This is a genomic window from Candidatus Pseudomonas phytovorans, assembly GCA_029202525.1.
Classification (GTDB): domain Bacteria; phylum Pseudomonadota; class Gammaproteobacteria; order Pseudomonadales; family Pseudomonadaceae; genus Aquipseudomonas; species Aquipseudomonas phytovorans.
The window spans coordinates 1,378,210-1,397,500 of record CP119325.1 but is presented as its reverse complement, the minus strand read 5'-3'; the positions used below and the strand labels follow the sequence as shown (position 1 = coordinate 1,397,500).

General features: G+C 62.0%; 19 protein-coding genes (1 of these 19 cut by a window edge). 5 read left to right on the top strand and 14 right to left on the bottom strand.

What is annotated here, in order from left to right; all coding sequences use genetic code 11:
* The 8 genes from msrP to mrcB all read right to left on the bottom strand — a co-directional run.
* Positions 1-919: the 5' portion of a protein-methionine-sulfoxide reductase catalytic subunit MsrP gene (gene msrP, locus P0Y58_06120; protein WEK31772.1), read on the bottom strand. Its footprint begins 95 nt before the window's first position; only the first 919 of its 1,014 coding nucleotides appear in the window; the start codon lies at positions 917-919; the stop codon falls past the left edge of the window.
* A gap of 78 nt (positions 920-997) precedes the next feature.
* Positions 998-1,849: a CDP-diacylglycerol--serine O-phosphatidyltransferase gene (pssA, locus tag P0Y58_06115; protein WEK31771.1), complete on the bottom strand. Its 852-nt coding sequence runs from the start codon at positions 1,847-1,849 to the stop codon at positions 998-1,000.
* 150 nt (positions 1,850-1,999) lie between these two features.
* Positions 2,000-3,016 (bottom strand): ketol-acid reductoisomerase, encoded by a 1,017-nt coding sequence (gene ilvC / locus P0Y58_06110; protein WEK31770.1) that lies wholly within the window; start codon positions 3,014-3,016, stop codon positions 2,000-2,002.
* 55 nt (positions 3,017-3,071) lie between these two features.
* Positions 3,072-3,563 (bottom strand): acetolactate synthase small subunit, encoded by a 492-nt coding sequence (gene ilvN, locus P0Y58_06105; protein WEK31769.1) that lies wholly within the window; start codon positions 3,561-3,563, stop codon positions 3,072-3,074.
* Between the two features lies 1 nt (position 3,564).
* Positions 3,565-5,289, bottom strand: a complete 1,725-nt coding sequence (locus P0Y58_06100; protein WEK31768.1) for an acetolactate synthase 3 large subunit — start codon at positions 5,287-5,289, stop codon at positions 3,565-3,567.
* 408 nt (positions 5,290-5,697) lie between these two features.
* Positions 5,698-6,030, bottom strand: coding sequence for a YqcC family protein (locus tag P0Y58_06095; GenBank protein ID WEK31767.1), 333 nt, complete (start codon positions 6,028-6,030; stop codon positions 5,698-5,700).
* On the bottom strand, positions 6,030-6,845 hold the full coding sequence (locus P0Y58_06090; GenBank protein WEK31766.1) for a hypothetical protein: 816 nt from the start codon (positions 6,843-6,845) through the stop codon (positions 6,030-6,032). The genes P0Y58_06095 and P0Y58_06090 overlap by 1 nt, the downstream gene beginning before the upstream one ends.
* A 15-nt stretch (positions 6,846-6,860) precedes the next feature.
* Complete coding sequence (gene mrcB / locus P0Y58_06085; GenBank protein WEK31765.1) at positions 6,861-9,182, bottom strand: penicillin-binding protein 1B; 2,322 nt, start codon at positions 9,180-9,182, stop codon at positions 6,861-6,863.
* Positions 9,183-9,297: 115 nt separating this feature from the next.
* Here mrcB and P0Y58_06080 point away from each other — a divergent pair, with 115 nt between their 5' ends.
* Both P0Y58_06080 and P0Y58_06075 read left to right on the top strand, forming a co-directional pair.
* Entirely contained in the window at positions 9,298-10,860 is a 1,563-nt protein-coding gene (locus tag P0Y58_06080) for an AAA family ATPase (GenBank protein WEK31764.1), read from the top strand.
* 238 nt (positions 10,861-11,098) lie between these two features.
* Positions 11,099-11,377 (top strand): TfoX/Sxy family protein, encoded by a 279-nt coding sequence (locus P0Y58_06075; GenBank protein WEK31763.1) that lies wholly within the window; start codon positions 11,099-11,101, stop codon positions 11,375-11,377.
* A 208-nt stretch (positions 11,378-11,585) separates the two neighbouring features.
* Here P0Y58_06075 and P0Y58_06070 read toward each other — a convergent pair whose 3' ends face one another.
* The 4 genes from P0Y58_06070 to P0Y58_06055 are packed head-to-tail and all read right to left on the bottom strand — an operon-like array spanning position 11,586 to position 15,168.
* On the bottom strand, positions 11,586-12,470 hold the full coding sequence (locus P0Y58_06070) for a ChaN family lipoprotein (GenBank protein ID WEK31762.1): 885 nt from the start codon (positions 12,468-12,470) through the stop codon (positions 11,586-11,588).
* A gap of 12 nt (positions 12,471-12,482) precedes the next feature.
* Complete coding sequence (locus P0Y58_06065; GenBank protein WEK31761.1) at positions 12,483-13,250, bottom strand: heme ABC transporter ATP-binding protein; 768 nt, start codon at positions 13,248-13,250, stop codon at positions 12,483-12,485.
* On the bottom strand, positions 13,250-14,233 hold the full coding sequence (locus tag P0Y58_06060) for an iron ABC transporter permease (GenBank protein ID WEK33281.1): 984 nt from the start codon (positions 14,231-14,233) through the stop codon (positions 13,250-13,252). Before P0Y58_06060 ends, P0Y58_06065 begins: the two co-directional genes overlap by 1 nt.
* Positions 14,234-14,283: 50 nt before the next feature.
* Positions 14,284-15,168 carry an ABC transporter substrate-binding protein gene (locus tag P0Y58_06055; protein ID WEK31760.1) on the bottom strand — a complete coding sequence of 295 codons (885 nt, stop codon included), beginning with the start codon at positions 15,166-15,168 and terminating at the stop codon, positions 14,284-14,286.
* 148 nt (positions 15,169-15,316) lie between these two features.
* Here P0Y58_06055 and P0Y58_06050 point away from each other — a divergent pair, with 148 nt between their 5' ends.
* Entirely contained in the window at positions 15,317-15,634 is a 318-nt protein-coding gene (locus P0Y58_06050) for a Rieske (2Fe-2S) protein (protein WEK31759.1), read from the top strand.
* Here the strand turns inward: P0Y58_06050 and sfsA are convergent.
* Both sfsA and P0Y58_06040 read right to left on the bottom strand, forming a co-directional pair.
* Positions 15,624-16,337 carry a DNA/RNA nuclease SfsA gene (gene sfsA / locus P0Y58_06045; GenBank protein WEK31758.1) on the bottom strand — a complete coding sequence of 238 codons (714 nt, stop codon included), beginning with the start codon at positions 16,335-16,337 and terminating at the stop codon, positions 15,624-15,626. The two genes, P0Y58_06050 and sfsA, sit on opposite strands and share 11 nt — an antisense overlap.
* Positions 16,337-17,509, bottom strand: coding sequence for a pyridoxal phosphate-dependent aminotransferase (locus tag P0Y58_06040; GenBank protein WEK31757.1), 1,173 nt, complete (start codon positions 17,507-17,509; stop codon positions 16,337-16,339). Before P0Y58_06040 ends, sfsA begins: the two co-directional genes overlap by 1 nt.
* A 210-nt stretch (positions 17,510-17,719) precedes the next feature.
* On the opposite strand from P0Y58_06040, the gene dksA reads away from it, so the two are divergent.
* Positions 17,720-18,166, top strand: coding sequence for an RNA polymerase-binding protein DksA (dksA, locus tag P0Y58_06035; GenBank protein WEK31756.1), 447 nt, complete (start codon positions 17,720-17,722; stop codon positions 18,164-18,166).
* A 63-nt stretch (positions 18,167-18,229) separates the two neighbouring features.
* Positions 18,230-19,117 (top strand): tRNA glutamyl-Q(34) synthetase GluQRS, encoded by an 888-nt coding sequence (gene gluQRS / locus P0Y58_06030; GenBank protein WEK33280.1) that lies wholly within the window; start codon positions 18,230-18,232, stop codon positions 19,115-19,117.
* The last annotated feature ends 174 nt before the right edge of the window (positions 19,118-19,291 follow it).

Below are 19,291 nucleotides of genomic sequence, written 5' to 3'. Positions count from 1 at the left end.
ACAACCCGCTGGGCAGCCGTCGCTCGCGCGCCTGGCTCCACCGCGGGTGGTCGACGTTCGGGTTCACGTTCGCATAGAAGCCATACTCATCCGGCGCCAGGCCTTCCCAGGTAGTACCAGGCTGCTCCGCCACCAAACTGATACGCACGATCGACTTGATGCTCTTGAAGCCGTACTTCCACGGCACCACCAACCGCAATGGGGCGCCATTCTGGTTGGGCAACTCTCGACCATACATACCCACGGCCAGAATGGCCAAAGGGTGCATTGCCTCATCCAGGCGCAACCCTTCTCTATAAGGCCAGTCAATGAGCGCGAACCCCGAACGCTGCCCGGGCATATGCTCAGGATCTTTCAACGTCTCGAAGCGCACATAGCGCGCGCTCGAAGTCGGCTCGACCTGCTTGAGCACCTGCGCCAAGGGAATGCCGAGCCACGGAATGACCATCGACCAGGCTTCGACACAGCGCAGTCGGTAGATGCGTTCCTCGAGCTGGTAGGGTTTGACAAAGTCTTCCAGCGCATAGCGCCCGGGCTTGCCAACTTCTCCATCCACCACAATCGACCACGGCTCGGTCTTCAGGCTGCCGCCATTGGCCGCCGGGTCGCCCTTGTCAGGCCCGAACTCATAGAAGTTGTTGTAGTGGGTAGCGTCCTTGAACGGCGTGATCGCCTCACCCTTGACCGTGACTGCCTGCCATTGTGTGGCCGCAAGCTTGTCACTGAACCAGCCAGGTGCCTTGCCCGCTTCGACATCGGCGTATCGGCCGGCGTCGGCCGCATGACCAATGCCGGGCATAGCGCCCAAGGCCAAGCCGGCCAACGAGCCGCCCAACAGGGTACGACGGGAAAGGTAGATGCCTTCGGGAGTGACCTCCGACGCCTTGCACTCGGAAGATCTGGGAAGCTTGATGAGCATGGACGGCTCCACAGCACTGATAACGGATGTACCAGTAAGACTATGGAGCCGGAAGGTTATTCCTGCATTAAATCATTATCACGTCTTGCGACGACGCGACTTCAGCAGGAACTGGATCGGCCCCGATGCCGCATAGGCAAGGAAGATCAGCAGGAGGATGCGCGGCGGGTCGCTGAACACGACGGCAAACACCAGCACTACGGCCAGGATTGCCACAAACGGCACGCGGCCTTTGAGGTCCAGCTCCTTGAAGCTGTTGTACTTGATGTTGCTGACCATCAGCATGCCCGCAGCAGCCACCAGCAGCGCAACCAGGAACGAAAGCTTGGAACCCTGGATGCCGTAGTCGCTGAACGCCCACACAGTACCCGCCACCACACCTGCGGCAGCCGGGCTGGCCAGGCCGATGAAGTAGCGCTTGTCGGCGGTACCGACCTGGGTATTGAAGCGTGCGAGGCGCAAAGCGGCGCCGGCCACATAGATGAAGGCGACCATCCAGCCGACCTTGCCCATGTCACCCAGCGCCCAGCCGAAGGCCAACAAAGCCGGGGCCACGCCAAAGGCGACCATGTCCGACAGCGAGTCGTACTCGGCGCCAAAGGCACTCTGGGTATTGGTCATGCGCGCAACGCGGCCGTCCAGGCCGTCGAGCACCATGGCCACGAAGATGGCGATGGCGGCAAAGGCGAAGTACTTGCTCGCCTCGCGCGGGTCACCGGCACTCAGGGCACTCTGTGCGCTCATCGAGTTGATGATGGAATAGAAGCCGGCGAACAGGTTGGCCGTGGTGAACAGGTTGGGCAGCAGGTAGATGCCGCGATGGCGCACCTTGCGGCCTTCGGCGTCATGCCCTTCTTCAACGTGCTCATCGACAGGTAGCAGGCTTTCGGCGTCGGAGGGCTTGTTCGGCTCTTCGGGACGTTCGCTCATAAAGGGTACCTTGCAACAGGATGGAAAATGTTCGACACGGGCCCGCGAAACAGGTTCTGACAGCGGGCCACTGGTCTGCTTTATACCAGAAGCTGACTGCCAGAACGAAAAAACGCGGCCGAAGCCGCGTTTTTCATGTTGCGATGTTACTTAGTTCTTGGCTTTGTCGACGATCTTGTTCGCCGAGATCCAAGGCATCATCGAGCGCAGTTGCTCGCCGATGATTTCGATGCCGTGCGAAGCGTTGTTGCGACGCTTGGCGGTCATCGATGGGTAGTTGGTAGCACCTTCGGAGATGAACATCTTCGCGTACTCGCCGTCCTGGATGCGCTTCAGAGCGTTGCGCATGGCCTTGCGGGATTCTTCGTTGATGACTTCCGGGCCGGTGACGTACTCACCGTATTCGGCGTTGTTGGAGATCGAGTAGTTCATGTTGGCGATGCCGCCTTCGTACATGAGGTCAACGATCAGCTTCAGCTCGTGCAAGCACTCGAAGTAGGCCATTTCCGGCGCGTAGCCAGCTTCAACCAGGGTTTCGAAACCGGCTTTGACCAGCTCGACGGTACCACCACACAGAACGGCTTGCTCACCGAACAGGTCGGTTTCGGTCTCGTCCTTGAAGGTGGTTTCGATGATGCCGGTACGGCCGCCACCAACGCCAGCGGCGTAGGACAGGGCGACGTTCTTGGCGTTGCCCGAAGCGTCCTGGTAGATAGCGATCAGGTCAGGGATACCGCCGCCTTTGACGAACTCGGAGCGAACGGTGTGGCCCGGGGCCTTCGGCGCGATCATGATCACGTCGAGGTCGGCACGCGGAACAACCTGGTTGTAGTGGATAGCGAAGCCGTGGGAGAAGGCCAGGGTAGCGCCCTTCTTGATGTTCGGCTCGATTTCGTTCTTGTACAGAGCGCCCTGGAATTCGTCCGGGGTCAGGATCATCACCAGGTCAGCCGCAGCGACAGCGGTAGCAACGTCGGCAACTTTCAGGCCGTGGGCTTCGGCCTTGGCAACAGTAGCCGAACCTTTACGCAGACCGACGGTAACGTCTACACCGGAGTCTTTCAGGTTGCACGCCTGGGCGTGGCCCTGGGAACCGTAACCGATGATGGCGACTTTCTTGCCCTGGATGATGGAAAGGTCGCAGTCTTTATCGTAGAAAACTTTCATGAAAATACCCCTGGTTATATCTCGGCCCCTGCGGAGCCATCGCTAATTTTTGAATTTAGATGCTGAGCACTTTGTCGCCACGGGCAATGCCGGTAACGCCGCTGCGCACGGTTTCGAGAATCGATGCAGTGCCGATCGCCTGGATGAAGCTGTCCAGTTTGTCGCTGGTACCGCTCAGTTGTACGGTGTACACGCTGGCGGTGACATCGACGATCTGGCCACGGAAGATATCCGTGGTGCGCTTGATCTCGGCGCGCTGGGCACCGGTGGCCTTGACCTTGACCAGCATCAGTTCACGCTCGATGTGAGCGCTTTCCGACAGGTCGACAAGCTTGACCACTTCGACCAGCTTGTTCAGGTTCTTGGTGATCTGTTCGATCACTTCGTCATGGCCAACGGTGGTCAGCGTCAGACGCGACAGGGTCGGGTCTTCGGTCGGCGCCACGGTCAGGCTTTCAATGTTGTAGTTGCGCTGGGAGAACAGGCCGACCACACGGGACAACGCACCTGGTTCGTTTTCCAGCAGCAGGGAAATGATGTGCCGCATATCAGGTACGCTCCGTCTTGCTCAGCCACATGTCACGCATCGAGCCATCCTTGATCTGCATCGGATAGACGTGCTCGCTGCGGTCGATCGCGATGTCGATGAACACCAGGCGGTCTTTCATCGCAAACGCTTCTTCCAGCTTGGGCTTGAGATCTTTCAGGCTGGTGATGCGGATACCCACATGGCCATAGGCCTCGGCCAGCTTGATGAAGTCAGGCAGCGACTCGACGTACGAGTGCGAGTGACGGCCGTTGTAGGCCATGTCCTGCCACTGGCGAACCATGCCCAGAACGCCGTTGTTCATGTTGACGATTTTCACCGGCAGGCCGTACTGCATGCAGGTAGACAGCTCCTGGATATTCATCTGGATACTGCCTTCGCCGGTCACGCAGGCAACGTCCTGGTCCGGGAAGTTGAGCTTCACGCCCATCGCCGCCGGGAAGCCGAAGCCCATGGTGCCCAGGCCACCGGAGTTGATCCAGCGGTTCGGCTTGTTGAAGCGGTAGTACTGCGCCGCGAACATCTGGTGCTGGCCCACGTCGGAGGTAACGAAGGCATCGCCACGAGTCACTTCGCACAGGGTTTCGATGACTTTCTGCGGTTTGATGACGTTGCCATCGCCCTTGTCGTAAGGGAACAGCTCACCATCGCCACGCCATTCGTCGATCTGCTTCCACCAGGCATCCAGCACAGCCTTGTCAGGCTGCTCGCCGATTTCCTTGAGAATGCCGAGCATTTCGCTGAGCACGCTGTCGACCGGGCCAACGATTGGCACGTCGGCCTTGATCATCTTGGAGATCGACGCCGGGTCGATATCGACATGAATGATCTTGGCGTTCGGGCAGAACTTGGCCGGGCCGTTGACCACACGGTCGTCGAAACGCGCACCAACGGCGAAGATCACGTCGGCATTGTGCATGGCCATGTTGGCGGTGTAACTGCCGTGCATGCCGAGCATACCGAGGAACTGGCGGTCAGCACCCGGGAAGCCACCCAACCCCATCAGGGTATTGGTGACTGGCAGATTAAGCGACTTGGCAATTTCGGTCAGTGCTTCTGAGCCGCCGCCGAGAATCACGCCACCACCGGCGTAGACAATCGGGCGTTTGGCAGCCAACAGCATTTCGGCAGCCTTGCGGATCTGGCCGGAGTGGCCGCGTACCGCTGGGCTGTAGGAACGCAGCTTGACCTTCTTCGGATAGACGTACTCGAACTTCTCGGCCGGGTTGGTCATATCTTTTGGAATGTCGACCACGACCGGACCTGGGCGACCGGATTGCGCCAGGTAGAATGCTTTTTTCAGTACTTCAGGGATCTCGGTAGCGTTTTTGATCATGAAGCTGTGCTTCACGATCGGCCGCGAGATACCGATCATGTCGGTTTCCTGGAAGGCATCAGTACCCACCATGGTGCTAGGCACCTGGCCGGACAGGATGACCATCGGGATCGAGTCCATATAGGCCGTGGCAATGCCGGTAATGGCATTGGTCGCACCCGGGCCGGAGGTTACCAGCACCACACCGGCCTTGCCGGTGGCGCGGGCGTAGCCGTCCGCCATATGGGTTGCCGCCTGCTCGTGACGAACCAGGATGTGTTCCACTTCCGGTTCTTTGAACAGTGCGTCGTAAACATGAAGGAGAGCACCACCAGGGTACCCGTAGATGTGCTTGACGCCTTCGTCACGCAAGAAGCGGACGATCATCTCACCGCCGGATAAAAGCTCCACGTTGTTCACCTCAAAAACGCCAGAATACCGCCCTCACTGGACGGGTCTTAATAGGTTTACTGCCAAGCAGAGCACGAGCGAACGTCAGCACTGACTGAGCAAGTATTGGGAGCACCCCAGAGTGTTGCGGGGTTTTCCCACCCAGCGCGAGGTAACGCGTTGCGGGGTGTTACAGGTCGGCGCGGGTGTGCGCCTCATGATCTGCTTAGCGGGTCTGCTTCTGGCAGTCCCTCTACAGCGGAAGTTGGATTCTTGTGATTTGGCGCGTACAAGTCAAGAAAAATTATTGCCAATTTTTCCTCAAGATGAATCCCAGCCACCACTAAAAATCGCTTCAGCAGCAGGAATAATAAGATTTCCATAAAAAAGGGCCACAATCTGCGGCCCTTAAAGGAAAAAGAGAAGAAATCAGGCGGAAGCAGCGATCAATTGATCGAACTCTGCCAGCAGGCGCCGCAGCTCGCGACTCTGCTCAGGGCGGTCGCTGAACTCCGTTTCAGCCATGACCAGAATGCCCGAGGCATTGGGCAGCGCCTGGCCGAGCTCGATGATGATCTTCATGCGCGGCAGAAAAATCCACTGCAGCCATTGCTGGAGGTTCATGGTGTCTACCGCAAACGGCACCGTGCTGGCCAAGGCTTCGTCGCTGGGCGGCTCATCTTCCCACCAGCCCTGAACCTTCAACTCACGCTCGATCAGCAACAGGTGGTCGACGATATCCAGAATGCGTTGTTCGATCATCAGGAAGTTACCCGTGCCTTCTGTCGAGCCAGTGCTGCACCCGCGCTGTCACCCTGCTTCTCGCGGGCCTGGGCGATGGTGTTCCAAAGTTCAGCCTGCAGGCTCGGGCGACCATTGGCGTAAGTCAGCGCGCGACGCGCCAGCTGCTCGGCCTGTGCTGCATCACCTTGCGACAGGCGCACTTGGGCCAGGCGGTACAGCACCTGCGGCTCGCGCGGGGCAATGCGCTGGGCACGCTCCAGGCTCGAAGCGGCTCCGTTCAGATCACCACCGCCCTGCTGGGTACGCGCGGTGGTCAGCAGCGCCAGCACCGGGCCATCCAGTTGCTCATCGGCCGACAAGCCACCTGCAGCACCGCTGCTACGTGGAATACCGGTTGGCGCACTGGTGCTCTGCGGGGCACTCATCGCTGCGATGTCGAACGGCTCGTCGGCGATCGGGTTGGGGTTGGTGGTCATCGGTGCGGAGCTGACCGGACCCGTGCTGATCGGGCCTGGGGTAATCGGGCCCGGCGTGATTGGCGAGGTGCTGATCGGCGCCGCGCCATTGGCAGCCGGGAACGTCTGGATGCCCGAAGCGCCAGCGCCCTGCGGGATCATCACGGTGACGCCGGAGTCCTCTGGCAGCGTCTGCGCTTGCGCGGTGCCCGTGTTATAGCCACCCGCCGAGCGGTTGGCCGTTACGCGTTCGCTGTTGGACACGCGGGTGCTCGAATCGACCACCGGTATATTGCCGCGCGGGACGCTGGAGCACCCCTGGAGCACAGCCAACGCCGTCACGGCAGGAAACAGCCACTTGTTCACGTCACACCTCATCAATGCAGCCTGTGCTTAATTCATCCAGCCTTTGACCCAGTCCATGACCGATTCTGCTGGATTCTGCTCGCCGCCACAGGTCGCGCCGGCGGGCGGTTCACTCCCGCGAATATACGGCATCTGCACCGCTCCCGGACAGCTGCCATCAGACCCATGGCCACTGTACGGGTCGATCCAGGCCTGCACCACGTTGTCCGGCTGCGGCATGTCCAGCGGCAGCGGGTCGGCCTTCTTCATGAAGCTGGTCCACACCTGCAGTGCACCCGTGGCACCGGTGAAAGGCGTTTTGCCGTTATCGTCACGGCCCATCCACACCACGGCCAGCAGGTCCTGGCTGAAGCCGGAGAACCAACTGTCACGCGAGTCATTGCTGGTACCGGTCTTGCCCGCCAGGGTCAGCGAGCGCGGCAAGGTGTTGTACACCGAGCGTCCGGTACCTTCGCGCATTACCCGCTGCATCGCATTCTGTACCAGGTAGATGGCCCCCGGGTCGAAGGTTTGCTGGATCTGGAACGGGTAGCGCTTGAGCGGCTCGCCCTCGGCGGTCAACACACTGCGGATACCGCGCATCGGGGTGTTGAAGCCGCCGTTGGCGATGGTCTGGTACATGGTCGCCACCTGCATCGGCGACATACCACCCGCACCCAGCAGCATGGACGGGAACGCTGGCCAGTCGACATTTACTCCCAGCCGGCCAATGGTCTTGATCACATTGGGCACGCCCACTTCCAGGCCAAGCTTGGCGGTGGACAGGTTGTACGAGTTGGCCAGGCCCTGGTACAGGTAGATGGTGCCATGTGGGCGGCGGTCGTAGTTTTGCGGGCGCCAGACCTGACCGTCGGCACCCTTGACCGAGAACGGCTCGTCCTGCACCCAGCTGGTGAGGGTGTACTTGCTCGGCTGCTCCAGCGCAGTCAGGTACACCGACGGTTTGACCAGAGAACCGATCGGCCGCACAGCATCGATGGCCCGGTTGAAACCGGCGAAGCCTGCCTGGCGGCTGCCAATCAGCGCCTGGACCTCACCGGTTTCCGGGTTGGTCACGACCATTGCCGACTCCACCTCGTCAGCACCCTTGCGCCCTGACAGGCGCTTGAAGGTCTCGCTCATCGAGGTTTCGGCCTTCATCTGCAGGATCGGGTCGAAGCTGGTGAATATACGCAGACCTTCTTCGGTCAAGTCTTCGTCGCGGTAGTCCTGGCGCAGCTGACGCTTGACCAGGTCGAGGAACGCCGGGAACGAGCTGTCGGCCAGGCTGCCGCGCTTGGTCACGCTCAGCGGCATTTTCTTCGCCGCATCGACTTCTGCCTGGCTGGCCACGCCCTGCTCGGCCACCAGGTCGAGCACCAGGTTGCGGCGGGCCAGTGCACGGTCAGGGTAACGCCGCGGGTTGTAATAGGACGGCCCCTTGACCATGCCCACCAGCAAGGCGATCTGATGCAGCTTCAGCTCCGACAGCGGCTGGCTGAAGAAGAACTGGCTGGCCAGGCCGAAGCCGTGAACCGCGCGCTGGCCATCCTGACCAACGAACACTTCGTTGAGGTAGGCCTCAAGGATCTCGCGCTTGTCGTAGTGCAGCTCAAGCAGCATGGCCATCATCGCCTCGGTCAGCTTGCGACTGAGGCTGCGCTCGCTGCTGAGGTAGAAGTTCTTCACCAGCTGCTGGGTCAGGGTACTCCCCCCCTGGCGCATCGAGCCGGACGAAGTGTTGACCCACATGGCCCGGGCGATGGACTTGGGCGACACACCGTAGTGGCCGTAGAAGTCCCGGTCTTCGGTCGCCACCAGGGTTTCGAGCAGGTACTTGGGTACCTGATCAATCTTGATCAGGATGCGGTCTTCGAGGTTCTTGGGGTAGATACCGCCGATCATCAGCGGCTCCAGCCGCACCACGTCGAGCGCCTTGCCGCTGGCAGCAGAAAGGCCTGCCACGTAATCGCCGGAGAAGCGCACGCGTACGAACTGCGCAGGCTCCATGCCCTCGTAGAACTGGAAGCCACGGGTATTGAGGTCGACGGTATTGCCGTTGACGGCCGCCGCACCCGGGCCGTTGGCCGCGCTTTCACGCCGGTAGCCGAGCGCGTCGAGTTCGGTAAGGAAGTCGTTCTTGCTCAGTTTCTGACCAGTGAACAGCTCCAGCGGCCGGGCATACACCTTGGCCGGGATGGTCCAGCGCTTGCCAGAGAACTTCTCCTGGACAACGGCATCGAGGTAAACCGCGAAGCCGGCAACGATCACCAGGCCTACCAGGCTGAGCTTCAAAGCCCAGCCCAGCCAGGCGCGAGAGCGGCCGGTCGGGCGTTTCTGAGGGGTACGGGGATTTCGGGTTCGGGTCATGGCGGCGGATTATACGCACTTTATAAAGGCTGGGCAGGCGGCCCAGCGGTAGGCAGGGACGGCACCATTGACCATAATGGCGCATTCGAATTCCCTGCCGTCGGAAGGATTTCCCGTGAGCCAAGCCCTTATCACTGCGTTGCAGAACCCAGCCCTGTACCCCCACCCCGTGGATGGGTTCCAGCTCATCGAGACGCATATCTCCTGGGTGCTGCTTACCGGCGAGTACGCCTACAAGATCAAGAAACCGATGAACTTCGGCTTCCTCGACTTCACCGAACTGGGCCAGCGCCAGCATTTCTGTAACGAAGAGTTGCGCCTGAACCAGCGCCTGACCGACGGCCTTTATCTGGAAGTATTGCCGGTCACCGGTAGCGCCGAAGCGCCGCAGATCGGTGGCGAAGGCGAGGCGATCGAATACGCGCTGAAGATGCGCCAGTTCCCCCAGGGGCAGATGCTCAGCACCCTGCAGGCCAATGGCGAATTGAACGCCGCGCACATCGACCAGATGGCCCGGCAAATCGCCGAGTTCCACCTGCAAACCCCAAAGGTATCTGCCGAGCAGCCCTATGGCTCGCCTGAAAGCGTCATGGCCCCGGTGGAGCAGAATTTCGAACAGATCCGCCCATTCCTCAGCGACAAGGCCGACCTGCTGCAACTGGATAACCTGCAGGCTTGGGCGCGGAGCAGTTTCGACCGGCTGCAAGGCCTGTTCGCCTCGCGTAAAGCCAATGGCTTCACCCGCGAGTGCCACGGCGACATCCACCTGGGCAACGCCACCCTGATCAACGGCCAGGTAGTGATCTTCGACTGCATCGAGTTCAACGAACCGTTCCGCATGACCGATGTCTGGGCCGACACCGGGTTCCTCGCCATGGACCTGGAAGACCGCGGCCTCAAGTGCCTGGCACGACGCTTCATCAGCCAGTACCTGGAGTTGACCGGCGATTATGAAGGCCTGGAAGTGCTCAACTTCTACAAAGCCTATCGCGCCCTGGTACGGGCCAAAGTCGCGCTGTTCAGCATGCCGGCCAATGCCGATGGCGTGCAACGGGCCACAACCCTGCGCACCTACCGCAACTACGCCAACCTGGCGGAAAGCTATAGCGCCATCCCTTCGCGGCTGCTGGCCATCACCCATGGTGTTTCGGCAGTGGGCAAGAGCCACGTGGCAATGCGCCTGGTCGAGGCCTTGGGCGCCATCCGCGTGCGCTCTGATGTCGAGCGCAAACGCCTGTTCGGTGAGCAGCCGCAAGACAACGTAGGCCAACTGACTACCGGTATTTATGACCACGATGCCAGTGCCGCCACGTACCAACGCCTGCACGAAGTCGCAGCAACCGTTCTGCGCGCCGGCTTCCCGGTGGTGCTGGATGCCACCTACCTCAAGCATGAACAGCGCCAGGCTGCAGCAGAGATCGCCAGCCAGACCGGCGCACCGTTCCTGATCCTCGACTGCCACGCCCCAGAGGCCGTCATCGCCAGCTGGCTGGAGCAGCGTCAGGTCGAAAACACCGACCCGTCTGATGCCACCCTGGCTGTGATCAAGGCCCAGCAAGCGAGTCGAGAGCCGCTGAATGCGCAGGAGCTGGCACAAAGCACCGGCGTTGATACCCAGGACGCTGGCAGCATGGACCAGGTGATCGAGCAGATTCGCCAACGGTTGCCTGGCCTGTAAGCCCGCCGTTTTCCTGCACCGGCCTCTTCGCGGGTAAACCCGCTCCCACAAAGTGCCATGCAAGCCTTGAGGCTGGTGCAGTACACGTGGGAGCGGGTTCACCCGCGAAGAGGCCGGTACAGGCCCAGAAACGGCCCGATGGCAAAAGGCCGCGCATTTCTTAACCCCCGCTACACTCCTCTCTGACCTGCTCGCGATTTATCCCCCAAGACCCGTTCAGCCATCGCAAGGAGGCTAGATGAACGATGAATTGCAGCACCTGAAGAACCTTGGCAAGACCTCTGCGCAGTGGCTGCATGCGGCTGGCATCCACAGTGCATCGGATCTGCGCCGCCTGGGTGCGGTGGGTGCTTACCAGGCCGTGAAGACTCGCGGGTTCCGCGCCTCCAAGGTGTTGCTGTACGCGATTGAAGGCGCCCTGCTGGACATGCACTGGAACGATTTGCCGCTCGAGCGCAAAGAAGCACTCAATCAACAACTGGACGCGAAGACCCCTACGCAAAAAAATTCAAAATAATCGCGGGAGGGGGATTGACTACGAAATGAGAATCGTTATGATTATCACAACTGGTCGCGAGACTGGTTGGATAAGCTAAGAGCCCCTGGTTCGGACTCTCAGATTATCTCCTCATCAGGCTAATCACGGTTATTGACCCGGCTTTTTGCCGGGTCTTTTTTTGCCTGTAGTTTTTTGTGCCGCCTGCCCGGCCGTGCCACCGCTCACATTACTGGCGAAACTGCGCGCAATAATCCTGCTCCGGCATCGCCGCCGTGTACCACACGTAATCAGCCTCGGCGGGTTCAACCTGCTCACCCACCTCGGCAAACAGCAATACCTTGCTCTCCCCGGAAGCACCCAGATCAGCCAGATGCAACGGCACACCCAGGTCCTTGCGCACGTGATAAGCCCCGGCAAACAGCAGTGCGGGTTGCGGCGCCGCCAGCATGCGTTCGGCCATGCGCCGGTCGCGCTGCTGCTGCACGGCCAGCATCGCCGGCAACTGGGTTTCCGGCAGCATCCCACAATGCCCGGCGCGCACCTGTTCCAGCAATGCGGCCTTTACCGCTGGCCTGTTGGACCTTTCGCCCGTTAACGCAGCCGGCTGCCGATAGGCCTGGCGCATCTCGCCAGGTGACAGGTTGGCCGCCAACAGTGGCACTCGCTGCTGCAAGGCCTCACGCACTATCGGGCCATATAGCTGCCAATCCCAACCCTCCTGCCAGGCCAGTGCCTTGGGCAAGTCTGCCGATATGGGCTGCCCCTGAACCTTGTCGACCAGCGCTTGCTGCTCGGGCTGCAGCATTTCCAGCAACAGGCTGCCTTGCGCGCGCTGCCCCTGCAAAGCCTGCAGCAGCCAGAGTTGCAGCGCATGATGGTCCGGGTTGTCATGTTTTTCGCCCACCAGCACACGGGGAATGCCGGCCAGGCGGTGCACCAGTTGCTCAGGGCTGATCGCCTGGCCGCTGGCAAGGTCGATGATGTGCCCCAACTCGGCATGCGTGCGCCCCTCACTGCTCTGCCAAGGGGGCAAGGGCGGCAGGCTGGCCTGGCAGCCACCCAGAGACAACATCAGGCAAAACGAGAAACCGAACAGCAGCAGGTGTCGCATGGGCAATGCCTCCTAACGGGCGATGATCAGCGGATGCCCACGCTCCGGGTGCGCCTGCACCAGCACGTCGATTCCGTAGACCGCCCTCAACGCCGCTGGCGTCAGCACCTCTTCGGGCGAAGCAAACGCATGACTGCGCCCCTGCTCCAGCAACAGGATACGGTCACAGTAGCGCGCGGCAAGGTTCAGGTCATGCAGGATCACCAGTACCGCAGCGCCGCGATCGGCGAAACGGCGTACGGATTCGAGTGTGGTGTGCTGGTGCAGTGGGTCGAGCATCGAAGTCGGTTCGTCGAGCAGCAGCGTAGCGCCCTCTTCGCCCGGCCAAAGTTGCGCCAGCACGCGGGCCAGATGCACCCGCTGCCGCTCGCCACCGGATAACGCCAGGTAACTGCGCTCCACCAGGTGCCAGGCATCCGCCGCCTGCAACGCCGCTTCGACAATTTCCGCATCGCGCCGTTGCCCGGTGCCATGCGGCATGCGCCCCATACCCACCACTTCCTCGACCCGGAACGAAAAACCCAGGCTGGACACCTGTGGCAAAACGGCCAGGCGCCTGGCCCGCTCCTGTCCAGGCCAATCGGTCAAGGGGCGCCCCTGCAGCGTCACCTGCCCACGGTCGGGCGCCAACTCGCCACACAGCACACCCAGCAGGCTGCTCTTGCCGGCACCGTTGGGGCCGAGCACACCCACCACCTGCCCCGGGCTCAGCTGCAGGTTGATGTCGTGCAGCACATCATTGCTGCCCCGCCGCAGGTGCAGGCCTTGGACTTGCAACATCAACTGCGCCCTCGTATCAGCAAAAACAGAAAGAACGGCGCACCGATGAAGGCCGTTACGATACCAATCGGCAACTCGGCCGGTGCCAGCAGCAGGCGCGCCGCCAGGTCGGCGAACAGCATCAGCACGCCCCCCGCCAGCAACGAGGCAGGCAGCACCACGCGGTGATCAGGCCCGGCCAGCAAGCGCACCAGGTGCGGCACCACCAGGCCGATGAAACCGATCAGCCCCGCGGCAGCCACTGCCGCGCCCACGCCCAGCGCCGTGCAGAACACCAGCTCGCGCTTGAGCCGCTCCACGTCAACGCCCAGGTGGCGCGCTTCCGACTCACCCAGCAACAGGGCATTCAGTGCCTTTGCCCGGCGCGGCAGCCATACCGCCACCCCCGCCGCCACCAGCAGCAACGGCCACAGCCGGTCGTAGCTGGCACCGTTCAGGCTGCCGAGGTTCCAGAAAGTCAGCGTGCGCAGGGTGGCGTCGTCGGCCAGGTAAGAGAACAGCCCGACGGCCGCGCCACCGAGTGCAGTCATGGCTACACCCGCCAGCAGCATCGTGGCGACGTTGGTCTGGCCATCGCGCCGCCCCAGGCGGTAGACCAGCGCGGTTACTCCTAGCCCCCCGACAAAAGCGCAAAACGACAGCAAGTAGGGCGCGAAAGCCTCCGGCATGCCGCCAAACCACGCACCACCGACAATAGCGACCGCAGCCCCCATGGCTGCCCCTGCAGCGACCCCTACCAGCCCTGGATCGGCCAGCGGGTTGCGGAACAACCCCTGCATGGCCACGCCGGACAGCGCCAGCACCGCGCCCACCGCCAGCCCCAAAAGGGTACGCGGCAGGCGGATCTGGCCCAGGATCATCTCGGCCTGCTGCAAGCCGTCGGCCGCGATCGGCAGCCCCAGCAGGCGCAGGCCCGCGCGCAGGGTGTCGAACAGCGGCAGGCTGACCGGCCCCAGGGCCAGCGACAGCCACACTGCCAACAGGCACAACAGGCTCAGACAAATGAACAACGTACGTGATTGGACCCGCTGCTTCATTTCGCGAAGCTGGCCTGGGCTGCCGGGTAGAAGGTGGCTGCCAGTGACCCCAAGGTTGCAGGCAGGCGCGGCCCAAGCCCGCCGACCAACAACGTCGGGTCAAGCGATACCAGGCGTTTCTCCCGTAAGGCGCGCGAAGCCGCCAGCGCGGGGTTTTCTTTCAGCAGCGCCTGCAATGCCTGCTCGTCGGCTAACGCCCGGTCGGAGAACACGATGACATCCGGGTCCAGCGCCGCCAGTGCTTCATTGGAGAAATTCTTGTAGCCATGATGCTCTGCCAGGTTATGCCCGCCTGCCTGGCCCAGCAGCCAGTCACCCGCTGTGCCCTGCCCGGCGATCAGCGGCTTGGCACCGGCGTGCCCGACCAGCAGTAACACCCCAGGTGCCTTTTGCCCGTTCTGCGCCTGCTTGACCTTGGCCTGCACAGCCTCGATTTGCTGGTGATAACCCGCCGCCAACGTCGAAGCTTGTTGCTCTGCGCCGAGCAATTGCCCCAGATGCTTGAGGTTTTCATCCACGGCTGCCAGTTCGGCCTTGCTGGAGAACAACTCGACCCGCACGCCGGCCTTGCGGATTTGCGCCAATACTGGCGGCGGGCCCATTTCCTCTGTGCCCACCAGTACATCCGGGCGCAGGCTTAGAATGCCTTCAGCCGACAACTGCCGCTGGTAACCCACACTGGGCAATGACTTCAAAGATGCCGGGTGCTGGCTGGTGGTGTCCACACCGACCAGCCGGGCTTCGCCGCCCAGTGCGGTGATCCACTCGCTCAGGGCGCCACCCGCGCTGACCCAGCGTTGCGGCAACTCGGCCGCCAGGGCCTGGGTGGAGAGCACAAGGCTTGCGCACAGGGCGAGCAAGGCGACTGGACGGCGCATCATCGGGTTCCTTCTGAAGGCAAGCCGCACGCCTTGTGGCGGGCGGCAGAACTGCGCACCATAGATAGTCAGGCGCAGCGAATGCGGGCAATTTGATAATTATTCGCATTGAAGCGTCAAGTCATCATCTGTTACATGAGCCGTCCTTGCCATGCATTTCCTTTGTAGCTCACACGCGCTGGCCGAAGGCCAAAGCCGCGCCTTCAGCGTAGACGGCCTAGAACTGCTCGGCGTGCGCCGCCAAGGCCAGGTGTACCTCTATCGCAACCGGTGCCCGCACCGGGGCATTCCTTTGAATTGGGCAGAAGATGGGTTTCTTGATGACAGCGCCAGCCTGATCCACTGCGCCCATCACGGGGCACTGTTCCTGATCGAAAGCGGTGAATGCGTGGCCGGTCCCTGCGAGGGCGAGCAACTGCAAACCCTTGGCTGCCGCGAAGACAGCCAAGGCATCTGGCTCATGGCGTAAGCAGCACTGGCAGGCGGCGATCAATCACAATGCCTTCAGCGTCCAGGCGGGTGCCGTAGGCCAGCACCTCCACCCCGTCCGCCACCGCAGCGCGCAGGGCCTGCGCATAGGCCGCATCGATTTCCTCGGCCGGGCGTACGGCGTCGATCCCGGTCAGGTTCACGCAATACAGCTGCACCGCCCGTACACCCTGCCGGGCCAACTTCGCCAGCTCGCGCAGGTGCTTGGCACCGCGCTGTGTCACAGCATCGGGGAAGGCTGCAACGGCGCTGTCGGGGTAGCCCAAGGTCACGCTCTTGACCTCGACGTACGCTGGGGCGCCGTCGAACTCCAGGCGAAAGTCGATGCGGCTGCTTTCCTCACCGTACGCCACTTCGCGCTTGAGCGCGGTGAAACCGGCCAGTTCGGCGATGACGCCGGCCCGCAGCGCCTCTTCGACCAGCGCATTGGCCCGCCCGGTGTTCACACAGGCCAGCCGCCCCTGCGGGGTTTCGCTGATTTCCCAGGTGCCCGGCAATTTGCGCTTGGGGTCATTGGAGCGACTGAACCACACCTGCCCACCTTCACGCATGCAGTTGAGCATGGAGCCGGTGTTCGGGCAGTGAATGGTCATCTGCTCGCCGCTGGCCAGTTCGATGTCGGCCAGAAAGCGCTTGTAGCGGCGCAGCAGGCGACCTTGTTCAAGTGCAGGAGAAAAACGCATCAGCCTTGCCAGCTCCGCAGGCCACGGGCAATGCGCTGCACCGCCTCCTCCAGGCGCGGCAGGCTCTGGGTGTAGGCAAAGCGCACATGGTGCCCGGCCAGGTGCCGGCCGAAATCCAGGCCCGGCGTAAAGGCCAGGTGCTCGGTTTCCAGAAAGTGCCGGCAGAAGGCAAACGCATCGCCGCCAAAGGCACTGATATCGGCATACAGGTAAAACGCCCCCTGCGGCTCGACGGCAATACGGAAGCCCAACTCACGCAGGGCAGGCAGCAGGTAGTCGCGGCGGCGGGCAAATTCGGCGCGACGCTCTTCGAGAATGGCCAGCGTTTCAGGTTGGAAACACGCCAAGGCAGCGTACTGAGCCATGCTGGGTGCGCTGATGTACAGGTTCTGCGCCAGCTTCTCCAGGTCGGCCACTGCGCCGGGCGGCGCCACCAGCCAGCCAAGACGCCAGCCGGTCATTCCGAAATACTTGGAAAAACTATTCAGGACGAACGCCGAATCGTCGACTTCCAGTACGCTTGGCGCATCCATGCCATAGGTCAGCCCATGGTAGATCTCGTCCACCACCAGGTGGCCATGGCGCTCATGGGTGGCCTTCGCAAGGCTGGCTAACTCTTCGCGCCCCAGCACAGTACCGGTCGGGTTAGCCGGCGAAGCCACCAGGGCACCGACGGTGTCCTTGTCCCAGTAGCGCTCGACCAGGCCGGCGGTCAGCTGATAATTCACGTCGGGGCCCACCGGCACCAGCTGCGCCCCACCCTCGACCAGGCGCAGGAAGTGGCGGTTGCATGGGTATCCCGGGTCAGCCAGCAGCCAGTGCTTGCCTGGGTCAACCAGCAGGCTGCTGGCAAGCAGCAGTGCACCAGAGCCACCCGGGGTAACAAGAATGCGCTCCGGGTCGATGCTCAGGCCATAGCGCTGGCCATAGAAGCCGGCAATCGCTTCGCGCAGTGCCGGCAGGCCGCGTGCGGCGGTGTAGCGGGTGTGCCCGGCAGCCAGCGCCGCCTGCCCGGCGGCGATGATCGGTGCTGCCGTGGTGAAGTCCGGCTCACCGATTTCAAGGTGGATTACGTCATGCCCGGCCGCCTGCAGCTCGTTGGCCCGGGCCAGTAGCGCCATGACATGAAAGGGTTCGATGGCGCGACTGCGCGCACTGTAGGGGTGGGCCATGACCTTCTCTCAATTGGGTCTAAACTGGAGATTCTACCTCTGCACGCCACCGAACGTGCGGCTCACGCCGGTGTCAACAAGCAGGATCGGGCGGGGTAGCGCACCCCCGATCTATCTGGTAAGTTCGGCGGCTCGCAGTCGCAGGGCCGGCGGTCGCCGGAGATGGAGCATCCTGCGCATTGGATCAGATGAGTGAGAGGCGGTCTATTCATGTCCACCCTAGAAAAGCAAAAAGCCAGTCATAATCTTTATGGGCTCGAACCCTACCAGGTGGCCAAGGGTGAGGAGTACATGGGTGAGCCCATGCGCAAGCACTTCACCCAGATTCTGAACGGTTGGAAGCAAGAGTTGATGATCGGCGTCGACAAGACCGTTGACCATATGAAGGAAGAAGCGGCCAACTTCGCCGACCCGGCAGACCGTGCCACGCAAGAGGAAGAGTTTGCCCTCGAACTGCGCGCACGTGACCGCGAGCGCAAGCTGATCAAGAAGATCGACAAGACCCTGCAGCTGATTCAGGACAAAGAGTATGGCTGGTGCGAAGGCTGCGGCATCGAAATCGGCGTACGCCGCCTTGAAGCCCGTCCTACCGCCGACCTGTGCTTTGACTGCAAGGAAATCGCCGAGAAAAAGGAAAAAACGGTCGGCAAAGGCTGATCTTTCTTCCACCTGAACGGGGCGCTTCATGCGCCCCGTTTCATTTATATGCCCAGCCTGACCATGACCGACTCCAGCTACATCGGGCGCTTCGCCCCCACCCCCAGCGGCTTTCTGCACTTCGGCTCGCTGGTCGCCGCCCTCGCCTCCTGGCTCGATGCCCGCGCAGTCAACGGCCGCTGGCTGCTGCGTATGGAAGACACCGACCCGCCCCGGGAAATGCCCGGCGCGCGCGATGCGATCCTGCAGACCCTTGAGCGTTATGGCCTGGAATGGGATGGCGAAGTGGTGTTCCAGAGCCAGCGCCACGACGCCTATGCAGCGGTGGTCGATCGCCTGTTCAACATGGGCCTGGCCTATGCCTGCACCTGCTCGCGCAAGCAGCTTGAGGGTTACAACGGCATATACCCGGGCCTGTGCCGCAACGCCGGGCATGCCCGTGAAGGCGCGGCGATCCGCTTGCGGGTGCCGGAGCTGATCTATCGCTTCACTGATCGGGTTCAAGGTGAGTACCAGCAACACCTGGGCCGTGAGGTGGGTGATTTCGTCATCCAGCGCCGCGACGGGCTATATGCGTACCAGTTGGCGGTGGTGCTGGACGATGCCTGGCAAAGTGTTACCGACATCGTGCGTGGCGCAGACCTGCTCGACAACACCCCGCGCCAACTGTACCTGCAGGAACTGCTGGGCTTTTCACAGCCGCGCTACCTGCATATTCCGCTGATCGTGCAGCCGGACGGGCACAAGCTGGGCAAGTCGTACCGCTCACCACCCTTGCAGGCGGAGCATGCTACGCCGCTGCTGTTGCGGGCGTTGCGAGCACTTGGGCAAGAAGCAGACCCCGAGTTGCTGCTGGCAACACCGGCTGAAGTGCTCGCGGTGGCCCGCAAGCAGTGGCGACCCGAGGCGATTGCGCAGCGGACCACAGTGCCAGAGGCTGATTTGCGCTGAGGCTTTACCGGCCTCTTCGCGGGCACGCCCGCTCCCACAGGAACTACACCACCTTCGAGATCCGTAGTTTACCTGTGGGAGCGGGCGTGCCCGCGAAGAGGCCGCCACAGGCCAATCACCTTCAAAAACAAAAGCTCAATAAATTCAAAACCTTGGCTAACGCAATGGATTCCC